Origin of the sequence: Paracoccus sp. AK26, from assembly GCF_011801365.1 — a bacterium.
Classification (GTDB): Bacteria; Pseudomonadota; Alphaproteobacteria; order Rhodobacterales; family Rhodobacteraceae; genus Paracoccus; species Paracoccus aerius.
In genome coordinates this window covers 2,451,739-2,471,924 of the sequence record NZ_CP041041.1, presented here as the reverse complement: position 1 = coordinate 2,471,924, position 20,186 = coordinate 2,451,739, and the positions used below count along the sequence as shown (strand labels likewise).

The window sequence follows — 20,186 nt, the reverse complement described above, 5'->3', positions numbered from 1 at the left end:
CGATGTCTTACCTCGACTACAAGGTCGCCCAGACCCCGACCGGCATCCGCAAGATCCTGTATCTGAACTGGCCGCTGGTCTTCCTGATCGCGGCCGTGGCCTCGATCGGCTTCCTGATGCTGGTCTCGGTCGCCGGGGGCCGGGTGGATACCTGGGCCGAGCCGCAGATGTACCGCTTTGCCGCCGGCATGGTCATCATGATCGCCCTGGCCTTCGTGCCGATGTGGTTCTGGCGGGGGATCTCCGTTCCCGCCTATGTCTGCTGCTTCCTTTTGCTGATCGCGGTGGAACTGGTTGGCGAGATCGGGATGGGCGCGCAACGCTGGATCGACATCGGCCCGATCCGCCTGCAACCCTCCGAGCTGATGAAGATTTCGCTCGTGCTTCTGCTGGCGGCCTATTACGACTGGCTGCCCGCGCGGCGTGTGTCGCGGCCCTTGTGGGTGCTGATCCCGGTGGTGCTGATCCTGGCGCCCACGGGGCTGGTGCTGATCCAGCCGGACCTGGGCACCTCGATCATGCTGGTGGCCGGGGGCGGCATCGTGATGTTCGCGGCTGGCGTGTCCTTGTGGTATTTCGGCGTGGTGATCGCGGCGGCCGTGGGGCTGGTCGCGGCGGTGCTGGAAAGCCGCGGCACGGACTGGCAGTTGCTCAAGGATTACCAGTTCCGGCGCATCGACACCTTCCTGGACCCGACCGCCGATCCGCTGGGCGCGGGCTACAACATCATCCAGAGCCAGATCGCCCTGGGTTCGGGCGGCTGGTCGGGCCGCGGCTTCATGCAGGGCACCCAGTCGCGGCTGAACTTCCTGCCCGAAAAGCACACCGACTTCATCTTCACCGTCCTGGCCGAGGAGTTCGGCTTTATCGGCGCGATGTCCCTGCTGGCGCTTTACACGCTGATCATCGGCTTCTGCCTTTACTCGGCGCTGTCGAACCGCGACCGCTTCGCGTCCCTGATCACCGTGGGCATCAGCGGGACGTTCTTTCTGTATTTCGCGATCAACATGGCGACCGTGATGGGGATGCTGCCCGCCAAGGGGTCGCCCCTGCCGCTGGTCAGCTATGGGGGCACCTCGCTGATGATCCTGCTGCTGGGTTTCGGGCTGGTGCAATCCGCCCATGTCCACAGGCCGCGATGAGGATGCGCGTCCTGTTCGCCGCCCGCGACGGGCTGTGGCCGGAATGGTCGCCTGTCCTGGCCCGCCTTGCCCCCGAGATGGTGCTGGTCCGCGCCGAGGACGCCGCCGCCGATCCGGCCGGGATCGACGCGATCCTCTATGCCCCCGGCGGCCCGGTCGAGGATCTGTCGCCCTTCGTGAACGCGCGCCTGGTGCAAAGCCTCTGGGCCGGGGTCGAACGCATCGTGACGAACCCCACGCTGACCCAGCCCCTGGCGCGGATGGTCGATCCCGGCCTGGCGCGGGGCATGGCGGAATACTGCACCGGCTGGGCCTTGCGGGCACATCTGGGCATGGACGGCTATGCCCAAGACGGGGTGTGGCGACATGGCCTGACGCCGCCGCTGGCAGGGGACCGGCAGGTGACGATCCTGGGCATGGGCGAGTTGGGCCGTGCCGTCGCGGCCATGCTGGGCGGCATCGGCTTCCGGCTGGCCGGGTTCAGCGCGTCGGGGCGGCCGGTTCCGGGGGTGCAGGTCTTTGGTCCGGACGGCCTGGACCAGGCCCTTGCACGGGCCGAGATCCTGATCTCGCTGCTGCCCGACACCCCCGGAACCCGGAACCTTCTGGATGCGCGGCGGCTGTCGCGGCTGCCGAAGGGGGCATGGCTCATCAATCCGGGGCGCGGAACGGTGCTGGACGACCAGGCGCTTCTGGCGCTGCTGGACAGCAGCCATCTGGGCCATGCGGTGCTGGACGTCTTCCGAACCGAGCCGCTGCCCCCGGCCCACCCCTTCTGGTCCCATCCCCGTGTTACGGTCACGCCCCATATCGCAGCCGAGACGCGGCCCGAAACCGCGGCCCCCGTCGCGGTCGAGAACCTGCGCCGCGCGATGGGGAACCGGCCGGTTCTCTACCTCGTGGACCGGAAACGGGGCTATTAGGGCGGAATCGCAAGGTTCCTTGGCGCAATCCGACGTCATCAGCCCTTGCGGGCCTTCCGGCGGGGCCGCTATGTCTGGGCGAAATCGAGTCGTAATTTGGCGCGCATTCATGAAAGACGGCTCACTGCGTCGCGTTCTGATGTCGGAAACGCGAGATCTGCACGATCGCCTTGACCAGGCGATCGGCGTCTTTGCCGATGCCGGCGCCTATCGCGGCTTCCTGACCGGCAGCTATCGCTTTCGCGCCGCTCTTGAGCCCAGGCTGACGGACGGTGCCTGGCAGGTGCAGCGCCTTTCCCGGTTGCTGGAACAGGACATGGCCGACCTGGACCAGCCCCGTCCCGCGCTTCCCGCGGCCCCCGCGCTTGAGGGGCGCGCGGCGCAGGCGGCCGCCTGCTATGTCCTGGAAGGTTCCGCCCTGGGGGCGCGGCTGCTGGCGCGGCGCGCGGCGGACCAGGGCTTTACCGCCAGCTTCGGCGCGCGTCACCTGGCCGCGCAGACGGCCCAACCGGATCGCTGGCGGCGGTTCCTGGACTGGCTGGAACACGCAGATGTTCCCCAGTCCCAGGCCGTGGACGGCGCACGCGACGTGTTTGGACTTGCACTAAGTGCATATGGCGTGAAAGCTACGGCATGAACGAAAATGCTGCCTTTGACGCATCATTGGTCGGCAAGTCGATCGACCTGACGAATTGCGATCGTGAGCCGATCCACATCCCCGGCAGCATTCAGCCGCATGGCTGCCTGCTGGCCTGCGACAATTCGGCCCGAACCGTTCTTTATTGCTCGGACAATGCTGTCGAGATGCTGGGCTTGCCCGGCCATCCGCTGGGTCAGCGGCTGACCGAGGTCATCGAGGCCGAAACCGCGCATCGGCTGCTGAACGCCTTGGCGGTGTCCGGCAACAAGCCGCGCCCGGCCCTGGTCTTCGGGGTCGAGGTCAACGGCCGCGGGTTCGATGCCACCATCCACCGCTTCAAGGGCCACACGATCATCGAGTTCGAGCCCGCCTCGGACCGCGTCGGCACCATCATCAGCCTGTCGCGCACCGTCATCGAACGCCTGCGCGCGACGGATGACGTGGAAACGCTGATTGCCCAGGCCGCGATGCTGGCCCAGGCCCAGTTGGGCTATGACCGGGTGATGATCTATCAGCTGGGCGAGGATGGGGCAGGCAAGGTCGTGGCCGAGGCCAAGCTGGACGAACAGGAAAGCTTCCGCGGCCAGTATTTTCCCGCCGGCGACATTCCCCAGCAGGCCCGCGCCCTTTACCTGCGCAATCCGATCCGCGTGATCGGCGACGCCTCGTTCGTGCCGGTGCCGATCCTGGCGCAGGGCGACGGGGTCGATCCTCTGGACCTGTCCTATGCGCATCTGCGCAGCGTCTCGCCCATCCATTGCGAATACCTGCGCAACATGGGGGTCGCGGCCTCGATGTCGGTGTCGATCATCATCGACGGCGCACTGTGGGGGCTGATCGCCTGCCACCATTATGCGCCCAAGGTCCTGACGATGGCGGACCGCGCGGCGGCCGAGATGGTGGGCGAGTTCTTCTCGATGCACCTGGACGCGCTGACCCGCCGCCAGACCCGCGAGGCGGAAATGGCCGCCCGGCGTGCGCTTGACGACCTGATGGTCGATGCCCGCAAGGACGAGGATGCGGGTGCCGCCCTTCGGGAACGCCTGCCAGAACTGGCAGGGCTGATCGAGGCCGACGGCATCTCCATGTGGCTGGACGGTTGCTGGACCGGGCTGGGACATGCCCCGGGCGAGTTCGAGGCCGCGCCCATCATGGCCCTGGCCGAGGGCCTGTCCGACGGGCAGGTCTTCTGCACCGATGGCCTTGCGGATCTGCTGCCTCTGGCGGGCGGCCTGACGGACAAGGTCGCCGGGGTGATGATCGTCCCGCTGTCCCGGCGGCCGCGCGATTTCCTGTTCTATTTCCGCAAGGAGGCCGTTCAGACGCTGGACTGGGCGGGCGATCCGAACAAGACCTATGCCACGGGCAAGTTCGGCGACCGCCTGACACCCCGCAAAAGCTTCGCGATCTGGAAGGAAACCGTTCGCGGCAAAAGCCATCCCTGGTCCGAAGGCGACCGCCGCTTCGCCGAGGCGCTGCGCATCGCCGTGGTCGAGGTTCTGTTGTTCAACAACGAACTGCTGGCCGATGAACGCAGCCGCGCCGCCGTCCGCCAGCGGGTGCTGAACCAGGAACTGAACCACCGCATCAAGAACATCCTGGCCGTCATCCAGTCGCTGGTCAGCCGCAAGCCCAAGGACGGCGAAACGCTGGCCGATTACGCCGATGCCCTGCGCGGGCGCATCCAGGCCCTGGCCTATGCCCATGACCAGGTGATCCGCGACGACCAGGGCGGGCTCTTGGGCGACCTGCTGGGGGCCGAGCTTGGGCCCTATGCAGGCGACGGCAAGCCCATCCGCCTGGAAGGCCCTGCCGTGACGCTGGACGCCCGCGCATTCTCGGTCATGGCGCTGATCTTTCACGAGATGGCGACAAACGCGGCCAAGTATGGCGCCCTGTCGCGGCCGGGCGGTCGGCTGGCGGTCGAATGGCATCTGGACACCGACGGCCATTGCCAGATCCGCTGGACCGAGGACGGGCTGCACGGCCTGACACCGCCGCGGCGGTCGGGCTTCGGCTCGGCCCTGATCGAACAGTCGCTGCCCTTCGACCTGGGCGGGGAAAGCCGCGTGACCTATCGCCCCACGGGGATCGAGGCAGCCTTCATGCTGCCCGGCGATTTCATCCGCCTGTCCGAGGCGGCCCCGGCCATCAGCGCAAGGTCGCTTGCCCCGGCCCAAACCAATCCGCTGGCCGGTCGCCGGGTTCTGCTGGTCGAGGACCAGGCCCTGATTGCCATGGCCCTTGAGGCCGAGCTTGAGGATGAAGGCCTGCACGTCACCGGCCGGGCCGGCGCCGTCGTTACCGCCCTTGCGCTGATTGCCAGCGATCCGCCCGACCTTGCCGTGCTGGACGTCAACCTGGCCGAGGGCGATTCGCTGCCCGTGGCCGAGGCCCTGCGTGCCCGCGCCATCCCCTTCGTCTTCGCGACCGGCTATGGGGCGGGAATGACCCTGCCCGACGGTTTTGCCGACACCCCCATCGTCAGCAAGCCTTATCAGATCGCTGACATCATGCAGAAACTGGCCGAGGCCGAGGCCAAGGCACGATAAGCCGCGCCGGTAATCCCTGGGGTCAAAGCCGGTATGCGCGCGCAATTTCCGGTGCCTCCGGCATTCTCTTTGCGCAGTTTTTGCGATAGCGCGGGTCGCTGTCCCGCCTCATCCGCGAAGCGGGTTTCCCATTTTCTGACAAGCGGATCAAAAACCATGACTGATCAGACGATCTCGGCGCCCGCAGCGGCGCGTGGCACGCCCGTCAATTCCCCGGCGCGCGTGCTGCTGGCCAGCCTGATCGGCACGACGATCGAGTTCTTCGACTTCTACGTCTATGCAACGGCCGCAGTGCTGGTCTTCCCGACCCTGTTCTTCCCGGCCTCGGACGCGACCACGGCGCTGCTGGCCTCCTTTGCGACCTTCTCGATCGCCTTCTTCGCCCGGCCCTTCGGCGCCATCGTCTTCGGCCATTTCGGCGACCGGATCGGGCGCAAGGCCACGCTGGTCGCGGCCCTGCTGACGATGGGCATTTCCACCGTCATCATCGGCCTGCTGCCGACCTATGCGCAGATCGGCGTCGCGGCGCCCGCGCTGCTGGCGCTGTGCCGGTTCGGGCAGGGCTTCGGCCTGGGCGGCGAGTGGGGCGGGGCGGTCCTGCTGGCGACCGAGAACGCGCCCGAGGGCAAGCGAAGCTGGTACGGGATGTTCCCGCAGCTTGGCGCCCCGGTCGGGCTGTTCCTGTCGTCGGGCTTCTTCTGGGTGCTTCTGCATTTCATGAGCCAGGACGACCTGCTGGCCTGGGGCTGGCGGCTGCCCTTCCTGGCTTCTATCATCCTGATCGTGCTGGGCCTCTGGGTGCGGCTGTCGATCACCGAAACCCCCGAATTTGCCGAGGCCGTCAAGCACGACCAGCGTGTGTCCGTTCCGGTCGTGGAGCTGTTCCGCAACCACAAGCGCAGCCTGTTCCTGGGCACCTTTGTGGCGCTTGTGACCTTTGTGCTGTTCTACATCTGCTCGGCCTGGCTTCTGTCCTACAACGTCAAGGTGCGCCAGGTCGCCTTCATGGACGCGCTGCTGATGCAGATCTATGGCTCGGTCATCTTCGGAATCGCGATCCCCTTCGCGGGCAAGATCGCCGATGCGACGGGCCGCCGGCCGTTCCTGGTGGTGGTGACGATCATGATCGGCATCTTCTCGTTCTTCCTGGCGCCGCTGATGGGCGCGGGCGAGGGCAGCCTTTACCTGTTCGTGACCATCGGCATGTTCCTGATGGGCCTGACCTATGGCGTGATCGGCGCAGCCCTGGCCGCGCCCTTCCCGACGCGCGTGCGCTATACCGGGTCGTCGATCACCTTCAACTTCGCGGGGATCTTCGGGGCTTCGCTGGCGCCATACGCCGCGACCTGGCTGCAGCAAAGCTATGGCCTGGCGCATGTGGGCTATTACATGCTGGCGGCATCGGTGATCACGCTGGCCTGCATCCTTGCGTCCGGCCGCGACGAGGTCTGACGGACGATCATGGCGGCGGGGGCGGCGTTCAGGCAACAAGCGCAGACGGTGCTGATCGGCATCGTCGGGGTCGGGCTGTTCCTGGTGCTGCACCTGCCCTTGCCCTTCCTGTTCGGGCCGATGATGGCCTCGCTGGTCGCGGCGCTGATGGGTGTGCGGCTGGCGGGGCTGGGCCAGATCTCGGTCGCGGCGCGGTCGGTGCTGGGCGTGGCCATCGGCGCCTCGGTCACGCCGGCGCTTGTGGCGCAGCTTCCCTCGATGCTGGCCTCCGTCGCGATCATCCCCCTCTACATCGCGGCCATCGGCCTGGTCGGCGTGCCGTTCTTCCGCCGCTTCTGCGGGTTCGACCTGGTGACGGCCTTCTATGCCGCCATGCCGGGCGGGGCCGCCGACATGACCGTCTTTGCCGGGGAAGCCGGGGCCAATATCCGCCAGGTGTCGCTGGTCCATGTGACGCGGCTGCTGGTCATCATGATCGTGGGGCCGCTGGTTCTGGTCTGGCTTTACGGGGTCCCGCTGACCCATCCGGTGGGCCAGCCGGCAGCCCAGATCCCCTGGACCGAACTTGTGGTGATGGCCCTTGCCGCCATTGTCGGGTGGAAGGCCGCGGCCCGGATCGGGCTGTTCGGCGCGGCGATCCTGGGGCCGCTGATCGTGGCGGCGGGACTGTCGCTGGCAGGCGTCCTGCACATGCGCCCCCCGCGCGAGGCGCTGCTGGCCGCGCAGTTCCTGATCGGCATCGGCATCGGCACCAGCTACGTGGGCGTCACGCTGCGCGAGTTGCGCGAAACCGTCGCGGGCGGGGCCATCTTCGTGCTGATCCTGGCGGTGCTGGCAGGCGCCGTGACCGAGTTCGTCACCCTGACCGGCCTTGCCCCGCCGGTCGAGGGTTTCCTGGCCTTCATGCCGGGCGGACAGGCCGAGATGTCGATGCTGGCGCTAATCGCGGGGGCCGACCTGGGCTTTGTCGTGGCCCATCACATCGCCCGCGTGATCCTGGTCCTGACCGGCGCGCCGATCCTGTTTGCGTTGATCCGGCGGCGGCGCCCTTAGGCGGCGTCAGGCCAGCGTCTGGCGCATGGCCGCGATCAGGTCGTGGAAACGGTCGCCCTGAACGATCACGTGGTCATGCAGCGCCCGCGCCGCGGCCTCGGCGTCCCCGCCGCGGATTGCAGCGACGATGGCGTCATGTTCCGCGAAGGACCGGGTCATGCGGTTCCTGACCTGCAACTGCATCCGGCGGTAAGGTTGCAGCATCGCGTGCAGACGCGCGGCTTCCTGGGTCAGGAAGGCGTTGTGGGTGGCGCGATAGATGCAGTGGTGGAATTCCGAATTGCGCGCGTAGTAGGCCTCGACCTCGCCCGCCTCGGCCAGGCGGCGGCAGTCCTCGTGGACCTCGTGGAAGATGTCCAGCTCGGCATGGCTGATGCGGCGGGCGGCAAGGCGGCCGCAGCTTGCCTCGATCTCGGCCATGACCTCGAAGCGCTCGGCCAGTTCCTCGGGCGACCAGTGGGTGACGAAGGTGCCGCGCTTTGGCATGACGCGGACCAGCCCCGAGGCTTCAAGCTGCTGGAACGCCTCGCGGATGGGGGTGCGCGAGCAGTCGAACTCTTGCGCAAGGGCCTCGGGGTCCAGCCGCGTTCCGGGCAGGAAGCGGCCCCGGACGATCGAATCTTCCAGGGCGCGGCGGATGCGCAAGGTGTTCGGGATGCTGGTCACTTATTCTCCTCCACAGGCGCAGCCTAACGGAAACCTGCTCAAACATCCATCGTTAGCGATGATATATACATCATCCCTTTCCGGGCGTATAACATCTGTGGGAGGAGGATTCGTGTGGAGGCGGATCCCCGACGCCGTTCATGCAGGAAAAGGGGAGAGCCGCATGACACCACATCTGATTTCCATCTATGCCTTGGTGCTGATGTTCGTGATCGCGACCATCTGGCCTATCAACATGGGCGTCCTGGCCTTTGTCGGCGCCTTCCTGGTGGGCACGCTTCTGGCGGCGCAGACCACCAGCGAGATCATCGACGGCTTTCCGGGCGGGCTGTTCCTGACGCTGGTGGGCATCACCTGGCTGTTCGCCCTGGCGCAGAACAACGGTACCATCGACTGGCTGGTCCGCATGGCCGTTCGCGCGGTCAAGGGCCGCATCGCCGCGATCCCGTGGATCATGTTCGGCATTTCCGCCCTGCTGACGGCGGTGGGCGCGGTCAGCCCCGGCGCGGTCGCCATTGTCGCGCCCATCGCGCTTGGCTTCGCCTTCCGTTATCACATCAGCCCGCTGCTGATGGGCCTGATGGTGGTCCATGGCGCGCAGGCCGGGGGCTTCTCTCCCATCAGCATCTATGGCGGGATCACCAATGGCGTGGTCCAGCAGGCCGGGCTGCCGCTGTCGGCCATGACCACCTTCGCCGCCAGCTTCTTCGTGAACGCGGCGGTGGCGGGCATCCTGTTCATGGTGCTGGGTGGGCGCAGCCTGATGTCCGCCCGTCTGGACGGCATCGAGCCCGTCAACGTGCCCCATGTGGAAATCGCCCGCGCCGCCACCGGCCCGCAGATCTTCGGCGACAGCGAGGCGCAGGCCCTGACCAAGCGCGTCAGCCGCGAGGGCGGTGGCGATTCCAACCGCCTCGTGGCCGAGGTCGAGGAAGGGCGCGAACCCGACGGCACGCCTTACCAGATCTTCACGCTGGCGGGCCTTGTGCTGCTGGCGGTGCTGGTCCTGGCCTTCAACCTGGACATCGGCTTCGTGGCGCTGACCATCGGCCTGGCCTTGGCGCTGTGGAACCCGACCATGCAGAAGCGCGCGATGGCGCAGGTCGCCTGGCCGGAAATCATGCTGATCACCGGCGTGTCCACCTATGTCGCGGTGCTGCAGGCGATGGGCACCATCGACTTCGTGGGCGATTCGGTGGCGGGCATGGCCTCGCCTTTGCTGGCGGCCCTGATGCTGTTCTTCATCGGCGCGGTGGTGTCGGCCTTTGCATCATCCACGGCGGTGCTGGGGTCGCTGATCCCGCTGGCGGTGCCCTTCCTGCAGGGCGAAAGCGGCGTCGGCGCGATCGGCTTCATTGCCGGGATGGCCGTCGCCTCGACCATCGTGGATGTCAGCCCGTTTTCCACCAACGGCGCCCTGGTCCTGGCCAACGCGCATGGCATCGACCGCCAGGCCTTCTTCCGCAAGCTGCTGAACTATGGTGCCATCGTGACGATCGTGGCGCCCGTGGTGCTGTGGCTGATCTTCGTCGTGCTGCCGGGTTGATCCCGGCCGCACCCATCCCGCAAAGGAGAGTGCCGTGACAAGGATCGTGCAGACCCCCAGACAGACCCGCTTCGGCGACCTGTTCGACATGCTGACCGACCGGGGCCGCGCCCTGCTGCGATGGCGCGATCCTGCGGGGCGGGTGACCGCGCCCCCCGGCCTGCCCGACATGGGAGAGTTGCTGCTGTCCCGCCGGGGCGAGGCTTCGGGCGTGGCCCTGGCCCGCGCCCTGGTCGCCGCCTTCGAGGAGGCGGACGAGGCCCGGCGGCTGGCATTCCTTGAAACGCTCGCCGACCGCTTCGGCCCCGACCCCGAGGCCGTGTCCCGCGCCATGCAGGCCGTCGCCCGCGATCCCGCATCGGTCGAGGCGGTCGAGGCGCTGCATGTCGCGGCCGAACCGCGCCGGCAGGAACTGTTCCGACGCCTGAACCTAGCCCCCGGCGGCACAGCAGCCTTGGTCCGGATGCGCGAGGAACTGCTGCGCCACCTCAAGGACAGCCCGGCGCTGCGGCGGGTGGACAGCGATTTCGCGCATCTGTTTGCGTCCTGGTTCAACCGGGGCTTTCTGGTCCTGCGCCATATCGACTGGAACACGCCCGCCGCGATCCTGGAAAAGATCATCCGCTACGAGGCCGTCCACGCCATCCAGAACTGGGACGACCTGCGCAACCGCCTGCAGCCGACCGACCGGCGCTGCTATGGCTTCTTCCATCCGCAACTGGTGGACGAGCCCCTGATCTTCGTCGAGGTCGCCCTCACCCGCGAGATCCCCGACACCGTCGCCCCCCTGCTGGACCTGGACCGCAAGCCCATCGACGCGGCCGAGGCCACGACCGCGGTCTTCTATTCCATCTCGAACACGCAGAAGGGACTGGCCGGGGTGTCCTTCGGCAACTTCCTGATCAAGCAGGTGGTCGAGGAGCTGAAATCCGAACTGCCCCAGATCCAGACCTTCGTGACCCTGTCGCCCGTCCCCGGCTTCGCCGCCTGGCTGGCCCGCGAACGGGAAGGGGGCAAGATGCTGCCCGCCGAGCTGCTGGCAGCCCTGACCCCGCTGGACCAGCCCGGCTGGCATGTGGACAAGGACGCGGCGCAGGCGCTGCGCGAGCCTTTGTTGGCAGCCGCTGCGATCTATTTCCTGCGCGCCCGCGATGGCAAGGGCCGCGCGGTCGATCCCGTTGCCCGCTTCCACCTGGGCAACGGCGCCTGCCTTGAACGGCTGAACGTCCTGGGCGATGTCTCGGCTAATGGATTGAAGCAATCGCACGGGCTGATGGTGAACTATCTTTACGATCCCGACCGGATCGAGGCCAATCACGAGGCCTTTGCCGAACGCACCGAGATCGCGGCATCCGACGCGGTGCGCCGTCACCTGCCCGCGACCACCGCCATGAAGGAAATGCCATGACCGCCAACCTGTTCGACATCCTGCAATCCGGCATCGCCGATCCAGATGCCACCGCGATCGAGACGGCCGCGGGCGAACGCATCAGCTATGGCGACCTGGTCGCGCTGGCCGGCCGGATGGCCAATGCGCTTGTGTCGCTGGGCGTCGGACCGGGCGACCGGGTGGCGGCCCAGGTCGAAAAGTCGGTCGAAGCGATCATCCTTTATCTGGCGACCGTCAGGGCGGGGGCGGTCTTCCTGCCGCTGAACACCGGCTATACCCCTGCCGAAATGGACTATTTCATCGGCGATGCGACGCCCGCGGTCCTTGTCTGCGACCCGGCCAGGGCGGATGCGCTTGCCAAGGGGGCGGGCAGCGCGGGGGCGCGGATCTTGACGCTGGATGCGGGCGGGCAGGGCAGCCTGACCGATGCCGTTGCAAGCCAGCCCGTCGATTTCGCCACCGTCGCGCGCGATGCGGACGACCTGGCTGCGCTGCTTTACACCTCGGGGACGACGGGGCGGTCGAAGGGGGCGATGCTGACTCATGGCAACCTGGTGTCGAACACCCAGGCCCTTCGCGAGGCATGGCGTTACGACGCAAGCGATGTGCTGATCCACGCATTGCCGATCTTTCATACGCATGGCCTGTTCGTGGCGACCAATGTGACGCTGTTTTCCGGCGCATCCATGATCTTCCTGCCGAAATTCGACCCGGACCGGATCATGGGCCTGATGGACCGCGCCACCGTGCTGATGGGCGTGCCGACCTTCTATGTCCGGCTGCTGCAGGACGACCGGCTGGATCGCGCCACCACGGCGCATATGCGGCTGTTCATTTCCGGGTCCGCCCCGCTGCTGGCGGAAACGCATCGCGACTGGCAGGCCCGGACCGGCCACGCGATCCTGGAACGATACGGCATGACGGAAACGAACATGAATGCCTCGAACCCCTATGACGGCGACCGGATCGCGGGCACCGTGGGGATGCCGCTTCCGGGGACCGAGATCATCGTGACCGATCCCGAGACCGGCGCCGAACTGCCCCGGGGCGAGATCGGCATGATCGAGGTGCGGGGCCCCAATGTCTTCAAGGGCTATTGGCAGATGCCGGAAAAGACCGCGGCCGAGCTGCGCCCGAACGGCTTTTTCATCACCGGCGACCTGGGGAAATTCGATGACCGGGGCTATCTGCACATTGTCGGGCGCGGCAAGGATCTGATCATCACCGGCGGCTTCAACGTCTATCCAAAGGAAATCGAGACCGAGATCGACGCTCTTCCCGGCGTGGTCGAATCCGCCGTGATCGGCCTGCCGCACGGCGATTTCGGCGAAGGCGTGACGGCGGTTGTCGTGCCCTCGGGGCCGGACGCCATTTCCGAAAAGGATGTTTTGGCGGCGCTTGACGGGCGGCTTGCCCGGTTCAAGCAGCCCAAGCGCGTGCTGTTTATGGACGAACTGCCGCGCAACACGATGGGCAAGGTCCAGAAGAACCTGCTGCGCGACCGCTTCGCTGATCTTTATCGCTGAAGCTGTTCCGACAGGACGATAGGGCGGGCCTTGGCCCGCCTTTTTCGTTCTTGAACAGCCTGACACCTCCTGATAGTCGAACGTAATAACATATCAATTATGGAGATGTCGGATGGCAAGGTTTCAAGCAATGGCGGCGGTTTTGGCCGTGGCAATGGCAGCAGGATCGCCGGTTCTGGCGCAAAGTCATGACCACAGCCACGACCACGATCATGCCCAGGGTCATGGCCATGACCATGCCCATGACCACGCACCTTCCGACAAGTCGGTCCATGACGGCTATTTCGACGATGCGCAGGTCCAGGACCGACCCTTGTCGGACTGGCAGGGCGACTGGCAGTCGGTTTACCCGCTGCTGACGGACGGCACGCTGGATCCGGTCATGGCCAGGAAGGCCGAGAAGGGCGACAAGACCGCCGAGCAATACCGCGCCTATTACGAGACCGGCTACAAGACCGACGTGAACCGCATCACCATCGACGGCGACCAGGTCACCTTTCATCGCGGCGACCAATCGGTCCAGGGACGCTATGCCTCGGACGGGTTCGAGATCCTGACCTATGCCAAGGGCAATCGCGGCGTTCGCTTCATCTTCCAGAAAACCGAAGGTGACGAGGCCGCGCCGCAGTTCATCCAGTTTAGCGACCACCGCATCGCGCCCGAGGCCTCGGACCATTACCACCTTTATTGGGGCGACGACCGCGCGGCCCTGCTGGAGGAGGTGACGAACTGGCCGACCTTCTATCCGGCCTCGCTGGACAAGGATGGCGTGCTGGCCGAGATGCTGGCCCACTGACCCGTCAGGGGGTGCGCGCCAGCAGCGTGCGAAGCTGCGACGGGAACAGTTGAAGGATCAGCGTTTCCGTCATGGCCATGCCCTTGTGGTCCACATAGGCGCGCAGGTCGATGGGGGCTTGATCGTTCTCGGCAAAGCTCAGGTCGAACAGCGTGCGCCAGTAATCGGTGCCCACGACCGGATAGACGGCGGTGTTGGACACCTGCGCCTGCCCGGTCGTCACCTTGATCGTCAGCCCGTCCTCGCGCGACAGGCCGGCGAGGTTCGGCCCCGCAAAGTCGCAGACGACCTTGACCACGCCCTTGGGACGCGGCTGGCCCGGAACGCCGCCCGCGCCAAGGCGGGTGGCGGTGAAATGGGCAATGGGACTGGCGGCCGGATTGTCGCGCACCCAGTCCAGCCGATAGGCGAAGTCGTGGCTCTGGCCCTGGGCGGTCGGTTCGGCCGGCTGCCAGAAGGCCACGATATTGTCATGGATCTCGTCATCCGTGCGCAATTCGGTCAGCACCACCGCGCCATCGCCCCAGTCGCCCTGAGGTGTGATCCAAGCGCTGGCGCGGCGTTCGTAGAAGACGCCGTCGTCCTGGTATTGCGCGAAGTCGCGTTCCCGCTGCATCAGCCCGAAGCCCTTGACCCCCGGCGAGGCGAAGCTGTTCACCATCGTGCCGGGCGGGTTGTTCAGCGGCCGCCAGATCCGTTCGCCATTGGCGGCAAGGATCTCCAGCCCGTCTGAATCATGCACCTCGGGCCGCCAGTCGGGCGAGACATGGGGCGTGTTCTTGCCGAACCAGAACATCGAGGTCAGCGGCGCGATGCCCAGCCGGTCCACCGCCTCGCGCAGGAAGACGGTCGCGCTGATGTCCTGGCTGACGCCGTCGCCGCGCCGCGATTCGATGCGATAGGCGCCGGTCGCGCGCGGGCTGTCCAGCAACGCATAGGTGGTCAGGTCGCCGTTGTCCGCGGGCTCCAGCCAGAAATGGGTGAACAGCGGAAACTCCTCGGGACCGTCGGGGATGGCGGTGTCGATGGCAAGCCCGCGCGCCGAAAGCCCGAACTGCCCGCTGTAACCCGAGGTGCGCCAGTAGGACGCGCCCAGGAAGGCCATCCAGTCCACCTCGGTCCGCGCGTCCTGCACGCGAAAGCCCGCAAAGCCCGTGGTGCGGGTCAACTGCCGCGCGGGATTGCCTTCGGGAATGTCGAACAGGTCCAGCGAGAAGGGCAGCTCGGTCGCGATTCCGTCGCTGACGGTATGAAGGCGCACCGGGTTGCGGAAATACATGCCGGGGAAGAAGGCCTGCACCGGGGACCGCTCGCCCTCGCCGCGCCACAGGCTGCGGTCGGCGCGAAAACGGACCTGGTTATGGTTGTCGTAATCCACCTGGTCCAGGATGTCCGGGTCCGCGACCTGCGGCGGAACATGGGGCTTGGCAGCCATGTCGCGCGCCATGTCCCGCAGCCGGTCGAACGAGAAAGGCTGACCCTCGCCCGTTGCCGTGGCCTGAGCGCGGGCCAGATGCGGCAGCAGGAAGAAAGCCCCGCTGCCCAGGGCGGCTTGCAACAGGTGGCGGCGGCTGAAACGGTCGCTGAACATGGAAACCCGGATGGCTGACATTTCCGGGCATCACATGTTCGCTTCCGGCGCGAATGCAAGGCCGGGCCTTTGCTTCGGCGGTCCCTTGCCGCCGAATTGCCCGCCACTGTCGCAGCCTTGCACCCAAAGGTGCCGGGCCGCGACATGCAGCCCGGCACCTGGCCTGTTTTGCCGATCACCAGATGAAGTCGTCGCCGCCCAGCTGGTTCAGGCGCGTATCCTCGATCACAAGGCGATGGGCGCCCGCCTTGATGATGACGTCCGAGCCGCTCTGGCTGGCGGCAGCGCGGATGCTGGCAAAGCTGTTGAAGCCGGCAAAGGACGACAGGTCGATTTCGTCATCGCCGTTCTCGAAGTCGCGGATGCGGTCGGTGCCGCCGTTGAAGACGAAGCGGTCCGACCCCTCGCCGCCGATCAGCGTGTCGTTGCCAGTGCCGCCGTTCAGCACGTCATTGCCCTCGCCGCCGCTGAGGAAATCGTTGCCCGCCTCGGCCAGCAGCACGTCGTCGCCCTCGTGGCCCAGCAGGCGGTCGTTGCCGCCGCCGGAACGAACGCGGTCATTGCCTTCGCCCGCGCTGATCGTGTCGTTGCCCCCCAGCGAGACCGAGACATCGTTGCCTTCGCCCAGGGTGATGGTGTTGTGGCCCGCGCCCGCGTTGACGGTGTCGTTTCCCTCGCCTGCGTTGATGATGTCGTTGCCGCCATCGGCCCAGATCCGGTCGTTGCCCTCGCCGCCGATCAGGCGGTTGTGACCCGCGCCGCCGCGGATGTCGTCATTGCCTTCGCCGCCGTCGATGGTGTCGTTGCCGCCGCCGCCCGACAGGGTATCGTCGCCCGACCGGCCATAGATCAGGTCGGCCACGCTGGTGCCGTTGTAACGGTTGTCGCCGTCATTTCCGCGATAGGTCGCCATCTTCGTTTCTCCTGCAAGGGCGGTGTCGGAAGGACGCGCCGCCCCGCCCGTGGCAGCCGCGCCCGTCCCGGCTGGCGCCGGGTTTCTTGGCAGGGGCCGGGGACTGTCCCGCATCCGCCTGATGCAAGGGTTACGGGCGTGGCCCCGGACCTATTCCCGGCGCGACGACATTTTTTTGGGGCGGACAGAAAAAAGCCCCCTGCGACGGGGGCTTTGGCGGGACACGGCGACGGGCGCGGCCTAGTCGGCCAGGGCCGCGGCCTCGTCTTCCGGGGTCAGTGGGTCGCCCGCACCGGTTTCGGCCAGCCAGTCGTCAAGCGCCGCAATGTCGCCCGATGCGGGGACATAGCCATCGGTGGCAGTCATGTCGCTGGCAAACTGCCGCTGCCATGTATCGCCCTGCCGACAGGCCACGCTGACCGTCAGGCCGGCATCCTGCGCGGTCTCATATTCACGGCAAAAGGCCCCCTCTGCCGTGCGATAGGATGCGATCATGGTCAGGTCGCGCCCGTCCTCCAGTTCGGTCACCTGGCCTGATGGCAGGCTGTCCAGAGCCGCGACCTCTGCCTCCGGCAGGCCTGCGGGGGTGCCGCCCATCTGCCACCAGGCAAGCCCCACCACCGCCGCGGTCACGGCTGCGGCAAGCGCAGCCCAGGGCGCGCGGTTGGTATTGGCCGGCACAGGCGGCGTCGCGGACAAGGGGGGCGCGGTCGGGGCCACGGTGCCCGAGGCCTGCACCGCGCTGCTGGCCGCGCGGATGCGGGCGATCAGGTCCTTGTCGGAAGGCGCCGGGGCGGCCGAGGCCAGGATCTTCAGCCGCGCCCGTGTTTCGGTGAACAGCCGCAGCCGGGCCTGGGCCTCGGGGTCGCGGGCCACGGCTGCGGAAACGCGCGCGGCCTCGGCCTGATCCAGTTCGCCGTCCGCCAGGGCCATCAGGGTTTCGTCGTCAATCTGCAAGGCCGGCTCCTTTCGAACGGGTGTTCCTGGAATACGGGTTGGGCGTCATTTTATTCCCAGCCTTTCGGCCAAGGCCAGCCTGGCGCGGGACAGGCGGCTCATGACCGTGCCCTTGGGGATGTCCAGCACCTCGGCGGCCTCGGCATAGCTGAGTTCCTCGATGCAGATCAGATGCAGGATCTCGGCCTGTTCCGGGGGCAGGGTCTTCATCGCCTGTTGGGTGGCCTGCAGCATCAGCCGGGCCTCGACCGCGCGGTCGCCGTCATCGGGCAGGGCCTCGGGCATGTCGAAGACATCGACCTGCACGCCCTCGGTCCGCTGGCGGCGGGTCAGGTCGATAAAGGCATTGCGGGTGATGCGGAACAGCCAGGGCTCCAGCCGGGCTGCGGGATCATAGCTGCCTGCGGCCCGGATCGCGCGTTCCACCGTGGTCTGGACCAGGTCGTCGGCCAGATCGGCCCGCCGGGCCAGCGACAGCGCATAGCGGCGAAGATTGGGCAGAAGCCTGATTAAAGCCTCGCCGAATGCTGGGTCCATGCCGCCCTCTTGGATCTTTTTCCCGACCGGGGGAATATTTGCGGGTCTGTCGCGTCATTGTCCAGAAACGAACTGTCCAAAGGGGCCACGATGCCAAACCCGCTGCTGTTTCTGATGATCGCCCTGCTGGTCCTTTCGGGCCAGCCGCAGCGTCATGCCGACGGCTGGTCGCTGGTCGCGACCGCTCTGGCAGATGATGACGACGACGATGACGATGATGACGACGATGATGATGATGATGATGATGATGACGACCGGGTGGTCCGCCGTGCGCGTCCCGCCGCCCCTGCGCCCCTGCCTACCCGGGCCGAGAACGAGGTCCTGGCGCGCGGTCTGGCCGAAGCCGACCTTGCCACCCTTCAGGCCGAGGGGTTCCAGATCCTGCAGCAGCGCGAACTGTCCGAAGGCGGCAACCTGACCCGGCTTCTGAAGCCAGGGGCATTGACCATGGACCAGGCCCGCGACCGCGTCCGTGCCCTGGCCGCCGCGGCAGAAGCCGATTTCAACCACTTCTACCGCAGCGAGCAGGCAGGGCAGGGCACGCCATGCACGGGCGCCGATTGCCTTGCCCGCGACATGATCGGCTGGCCCGCGGGGCTGGCGGGCTGCGCCACGCTGCCGCGAATCGGCATGGTTGATACGGGGCTGAACGCCGATCACGCGGCGCTGTCGGATGCCCGCATCCGGGTCCACCGGATCGACACCGGGGCCGCGCCTTCGGATCTGGTGCATGGAACGGCGGTGGCCGCGCTTTTGGTGGGCGACCGCGACAGCCGCAGCCCCGGCCTTGTCCCGGGGGCCGAACTGATCGCCGTGGATGCCTTCCAGAAGGTCGCCCGCGATCAGCGCGCCGATGCCTTCGGCCTGATCGAGGCCCTGGATTACCTGGCCTCGCAACAGGTGCGCATCGTCAACTTGTCGCTGGCGGGACCGCCGAACGACGCCCTTGCCCGCCAGGTCGAGGAGATGGCGGCAGACGGCATCCTGCTGATCGCCGCCGCCGGCAATGGCGGGCCACGCGCGGCGCCGGCCTTTCCGGCGGCCTATGACCAGGTGCTGGCGGTGACGGCGGTGGACCGGCGCGGCCAGGTTTATCGCCGCGCGAACCGGGGCGACCATATCGATCTGGCCGCGCCGGGGGTGAATGTCTGGACGGCGGCCTCGATCAGCGGGGCGCGGACCAAGACCGGCACCTCCTATGCCGCGCCCTTCGTAACGGCTGCGGCGGCGCTGATCTGGCAGCGCGACCCCTCGCTTCCGGCGGCGCGGCTGCGCGACATGCTGCGCGACGGGGCCCGCGACCTGGGGCCCGACGGCCGCGACGCGATCTTCGGCTTTGGCCTTCTGGCGCCGCCGCCCCCCTGCTGAGGGCTTGGCAGCCGCAGGGCGCCATGCCACACCTGCGCCATGTGGCGTCCTGTCTGCACGATCTGCCTTTGCCTTTCCGGTCCTGCCGGGGCCGAGACCCTGCGCATCGCCACCTATGATCCCGGCCTGACGCGCGCGGGGCCGGGCCTTCTGCTGCGCGACATCCGCCGCGACGACCCCCAGGTGCTGGCCGCGGCACAGGTGATCGCGGCGGCCGCGCCGGATGCGATCCTGCTGACCGGGATCGACTGGGATCATGACGGGCTTGCGCTTGCAGCCTTTGCCGCGCTGCTGGACAAGGCGGGCCATCCGATGCCGCACCGGTTCGCGGCCCGTCCGAACAGCGGGATGCAGACGGGGTTGGATCTGGATGGCGACGGGCGGGCCGGAGGGGCCGAAGACGCCCAGGGCTTCGGGCAGTTCAGCGGGCAGAACGCCATGGCGATCCTGTCGCGCCTGCCGCTGGGTCCGGCGACCGATCATTCCGCGACCCTGTGGCACGACCTGCCCGGCGCGCTGATGCCGCCCGCCACGCCTGGGGGGCAGCGCCTGTCCTCGACCGCGCATTGGGACGTGCCGGTCATGACCGATGCAGGGCCGCTGCACCTGCTGGCCTGGTCCGCCACGCCCCCGGTCTTCGACGGCCCCGAGGATCGCAACGGCCGCCGAAACCACGATGAGGCCGCCTTTTGGCTGCACCACCTGCCCGATGCGCCCTTCGTGCTGCTGGGCAATCCCAACCTGGATCTTGCGGACGGCGACGGGCGCGCGCAAGCGATGGCCGCGCTGCTGGATCACGCGCAGGATCCGCAGCCTCGTGGGGCGTTCCAGCCCGACCAGGCCGGTGCCAATGCTGGGCACAAGGGCGACCCCGCCCTTGATACGGCGGTCTTTGATCCAAACGGGCCGGGCAATCTGCGGGTCGATTATGTCCTTCCCGACATGGATCTGGCTGTCGCCGCCAGCGGCGTCCTCTGGCCCGATCCAGGCGATCCGCTGGCACCCGCGGTCGAGGCCGCGTCGAACCACCGGCTTGTCTGGGTGGACATCGAGCTGGATTCGCTTTCGGCGAGCCAGGGGCGGTGAACAGCGCCGCTCTGGCAGGCCAAAGGCAATCGCCGCCCTGCCGCATCG

The 20,186-nt window shown here is 67.3% G+C and carries 17 protein-coding genes; 12 read left to right on the top strand and 5 right to left on the bottom strand.

Features of this window, described 5'->3' with window-relative positions:
- Positions 1-2 precede the first annotated feature (2 nt).
- The 6 genes from rodA to FIU66_RS12265 all read left to right on the top strand — a co-directional run bounded on the left by rodA (position 3) and on the right by FIU66_RS12265 (position 7,762).
- Positions 3-1,142: a rod shape-determining protein RodA gene (rodA, locus tag FIU66_RS12290; protein WP_167623038.1), complete on the top strand. Its 1,140-nt coding sequence runs from the start codon at positions 3-5 to the stop codon at positions 1,140-1,142.
- Positions 1,139-2,065 (top strand): 2-hydroxyacid dehydrogenase, encoded by a 927-nt coding sequence (locus FIU66_RS12285; RefSeq protein WP_370528916.1) that lies wholly within the window; start codon positions 1,139-1,141, stop codon positions 2,063-2,065. The genes rodA and FIU66_RS12285 overlap by 4 nt, the downstream gene beginning before the upstream one ends.
- 139 nt (positions 2,066-2,204) lie before the next feature.
- Entirely contained in the window at positions 2,205-2,702 is a 498-nt protein-coding gene (locus FIU66_RS12280) for a biliverdin-producing heme oxygenase (protein ID WP_167623037.1), read from the top strand.
- Entirely contained in the window at positions 2,699-5,257 is a 2,559-nt protein-coding gene (locus FIU66_RS12275; protein ID WP_167623036.1) for an HWE histidine kinase domain-containing protein, read from the top strand. The genes FIU66_RS12280 and FIU66_RS12275 overlap by 4 nt, the downstream gene beginning before the upstream one ends.
- Positions 5,258-5,413: 156 nt before the next feature.
- Positions 5,414-6,709, top strand: coding sequence for an MFS transporter (locus FIU66_RS12270; protein ID WP_167623035.1), 1,296 nt, complete (start codon positions 5,414-5,416; stop codon positions 6,707-6,709).
- 48 nt (positions 6,710-6,757) lie between these two features.
- Complete coding sequence (locus FIU66_RS12265; protein ID WP_240544690.1) at positions 6,758-7,762, top strand: AbrB family transcriptional regulator; 1,005 nt, start codon at positions 6,758-6,760, stop codon at positions 7,760-7,762.
- Between the two features lie 6 nt (positions 7,763-7,768).
- Here FIU66_RS12265 and FIU66_RS12260 read toward each other — a convergent pair whose 3' ends face one another.
- Positions 7,769-8,428: a GntR family transcriptional regulator gene (locus tag FIU66_RS12260; protein ID WP_167623033.1), complete on the bottom strand. Its 660-nt coding sequence runs from the start codon at positions 8,426-8,428 to the stop codon at positions 7,769-7,771.
- A gap of 163 nt (positions 8,429-8,591) precedes the next feature.
- Here FIU66_RS12260 and FIU66_RS12255 point away from each other — a divergent pair, with 163 nt between their 5' ends.
- The 4 genes from FIU66_RS12255 (at position 8,592) to FIU66_RS12240 (ending at position 13,686) form a co-directional block, all read left to right on the top strand.
- Positions 8,592-9,974 carry an SLC13 family permease gene (locus FIU66_RS12255; protein WP_167623032.1) on the top strand — a complete coding sequence of 461 codons (1,383 nt, stop codon included), beginning with the start codon at positions 8,592-8,594 and terminating at the stop codon, positions 9,972-9,974.
- An 88-nt stretch (positions 9,975-10,062) separates the two neighbouring features.
- Positions 10,063-11,382, top strand: coding sequence for a malonyl-CoA decarboxylase (locus FIU66_RS12250; RefSeq protein ID WP_201281126.1), 1,320 nt, complete (start codon positions 10,063-10,065; stop codon positions 11,380-11,382).
- Positions 11,379-12,890, top strand: a complete 1,512-nt coding sequence (locus FIU66_RS12245) for a malonyl-CoA synthase (protein ID WP_167623030.1) — start codon at positions 11,379-11,381, stop codon at positions 12,888-12,890. The genes FIU66_RS12250 and FIU66_RS12245 overlap by 4 nt, the downstream gene beginning before the upstream one ends.
- A gap of 130 nt (positions 12,891-13,020) precedes the next feature.
- A complete protein-coding gene (locus FIU66_RS12240; protein WP_240544689.1) occupies positions 13,021-13,686 on the top strand; it encodes a metal-binding protein ZinT in 666 nt (221 codons plus the stop codon).
- 4 nt (positions 13,687-13,690) lie between these two features.
- Here the strand turns inward: FIU66_RS12240 and FIU66_RS12235 are convergent, their stop codons facing one another.
- The 4 genes from FIU66_RS12235 to FIU66_RS12220 form a co-directional block, all read right to left on the bottom strand.
- Complete coding sequence (locus FIU66_RS12235) at positions 13,691-15,277, bottom strand: glucan biosynthesis protein (RefSeq protein WP_167623028.1); 1,587 nt, start codon at positions 15,275-15,277, stop codon at positions 13,691-13,693.
- Between the two features lie 175 nt (positions 15,278-15,452).
- Entirely contained in the window at positions 15,453-16,190 is a 738-nt protein-coding gene (locus tag FIU66_RS12230; protein ID WP_167623027.1) for a calcium-binding protein, read from the bottom strand.
- 240 nt (positions 16,191-16,430) lie between these two features.
- On the bottom strand, positions 16,431-17,147 hold the full coding sequence (locus FIU66_RS12225; RefSeq protein ID WP_167623026.1) for a hypothetical protein: 717 nt from the start codon (positions 17,145-17,147) through the stop codon (positions 16,431-16,433).
- Between the two features lie 45 nt (positions 17,148-17,192).
- The gene (locus FIU66_RS12220) at positions 17,193-17,684 is read right to left on the bottom strand and encodes an RNA polymerase sigma factor (protein ID WP_167623025.1); all 492 of its coding nucleotides are present in this window, start codon (positions 17,682-17,684) and stop codon (positions 17,193-17,195) included.
- A 90-nt stretch (positions 17,685-17,774) separates the two neighbouring features.
- Here FIU66_RS12220 and FIU66_RS12215 point away from each other — a divergent pair, with 90 nt between their 5' ends.
- Both FIU66_RS12215 and FIU66_RS12210 read left to right on the top strand, forming a co-directional pair.
- The gene (locus FIU66_RS12215) at positions 17,775-19,052 is read left to right on the top strand and encodes a S8 family serine peptidase (protein WP_167623024.1); all 1,278 of its coding nucleotides are present in this window, start codon (positions 17,775-17,777) and stop codon (positions 19,050-19,052) included.
- A gap of 39 nt (positions 19,053-19,091) precedes the next feature.
- Positions 19,092-20,138, top strand: coding sequence for an endonuclease/exonuclease/phosphatase family protein (locus FIU66_RS12210; protein ID WP_167623023.1), 1,047 nt, complete (start codon positions 19,092-19,094; stop codon positions 20,136-20,138).
- The last annotated feature ends 48 nt before the right edge of the window (positions 20,139-20,186 follow it).

Coding starts and splice junctions, on each gene's coding strand:
- rodA (WP_167623038.1), top strand. CDS start 3: ATGTCTTACCTCGACTACAAGGTCGCCCAGACCCCGACCGGCATCCGC.
- FIU66_RS12285 (WP_370528916.1), top strand. CDS start 1,139: ATGAGGATGCGCGTCCTGTTCGCCGCCCGCGACGGGCTGTGGCCGGAA.
- FIU66_RS12280 (WP_167623037.1), top strand. CDS start 2,205: ATGTCGGAAACGCGAGATCTGCACGATCGCCTTGACCAGGCGATCGGC.
- FIU66_RS12275 (WP_167623036.1), top strand. CDS start 2,699: ATGAACGAAAATGCTGCCTTTGACGCATCATTGGTCGGCAAGTCGATC.
- FIU66_RS12270 (WP_167623035.1), top strand. CDS start 5,414: ATGACTGATCAGACGATCTCGGCGCCCGCAGCGGCGCGTGGCACGCCC.
- FIU66_RS12255 (WP_167623032.1), top strand. CDS start 8,592: ATGACACCACATCTGATTTCCATCTATGCCTTGGTGCTGATGTTCGTG.
- FIU66_RS12250 (WP_201281126.1), top strand. CDS start 10,063: ATGCTGACCGACCGGGGCCGCGCCCTGCTGCGATGGCGCGATCCTGCG.
- FIU66_RS12245 (WP_167623030.1), top strand. CDS start 11,379: ATGACCGCCAACCTGTTCGACATCCTGCAATCCGGCATCGCCGATCCA.
- FIU66_RS12240 (WP_240544689.1), top strand. CDS start 13,021: ATGGCGGCGGTTTTGGCCGTGGCAATGGCAGCAGGATCGCCGGTTCTG.
- FIU66_RS12235 (WP_167623028.1), bottom strand. CDS start 15,277: ATGTTCAGCGACCGTTTCAGCCGCCGCCACCTGTTGCAAGCCGCCCTG.
- FIU66_RS12230 (WP_167623027.1), bottom strand. CDS start 16,190: ATGGCGACCTATCGCGGAAATGACGGCGACAACCGTTACAACGGCACC.
- FIU66_RS12220 (WP_167623025.1), bottom strand. CDS start 17,684: ATGGACCCAGCATTCGGCGAGGCTTTAATCAGGCTTCTGCCCAATCTT.
- FIU66_RS12215 (WP_167623024.1), top strand. CDS start 17,775: ATGCCAAACCCGCTGCTGTTTCTGATGATCGCCCTGCTGGTCCTTTCG.
- FIU66_RS12210 (WP_167623023.1), top strand. CDS start 19,092: ATGTGGCGTCCTGTCTGCACGATCTGCCTTTGCCTTTCCGGTCCTGCC.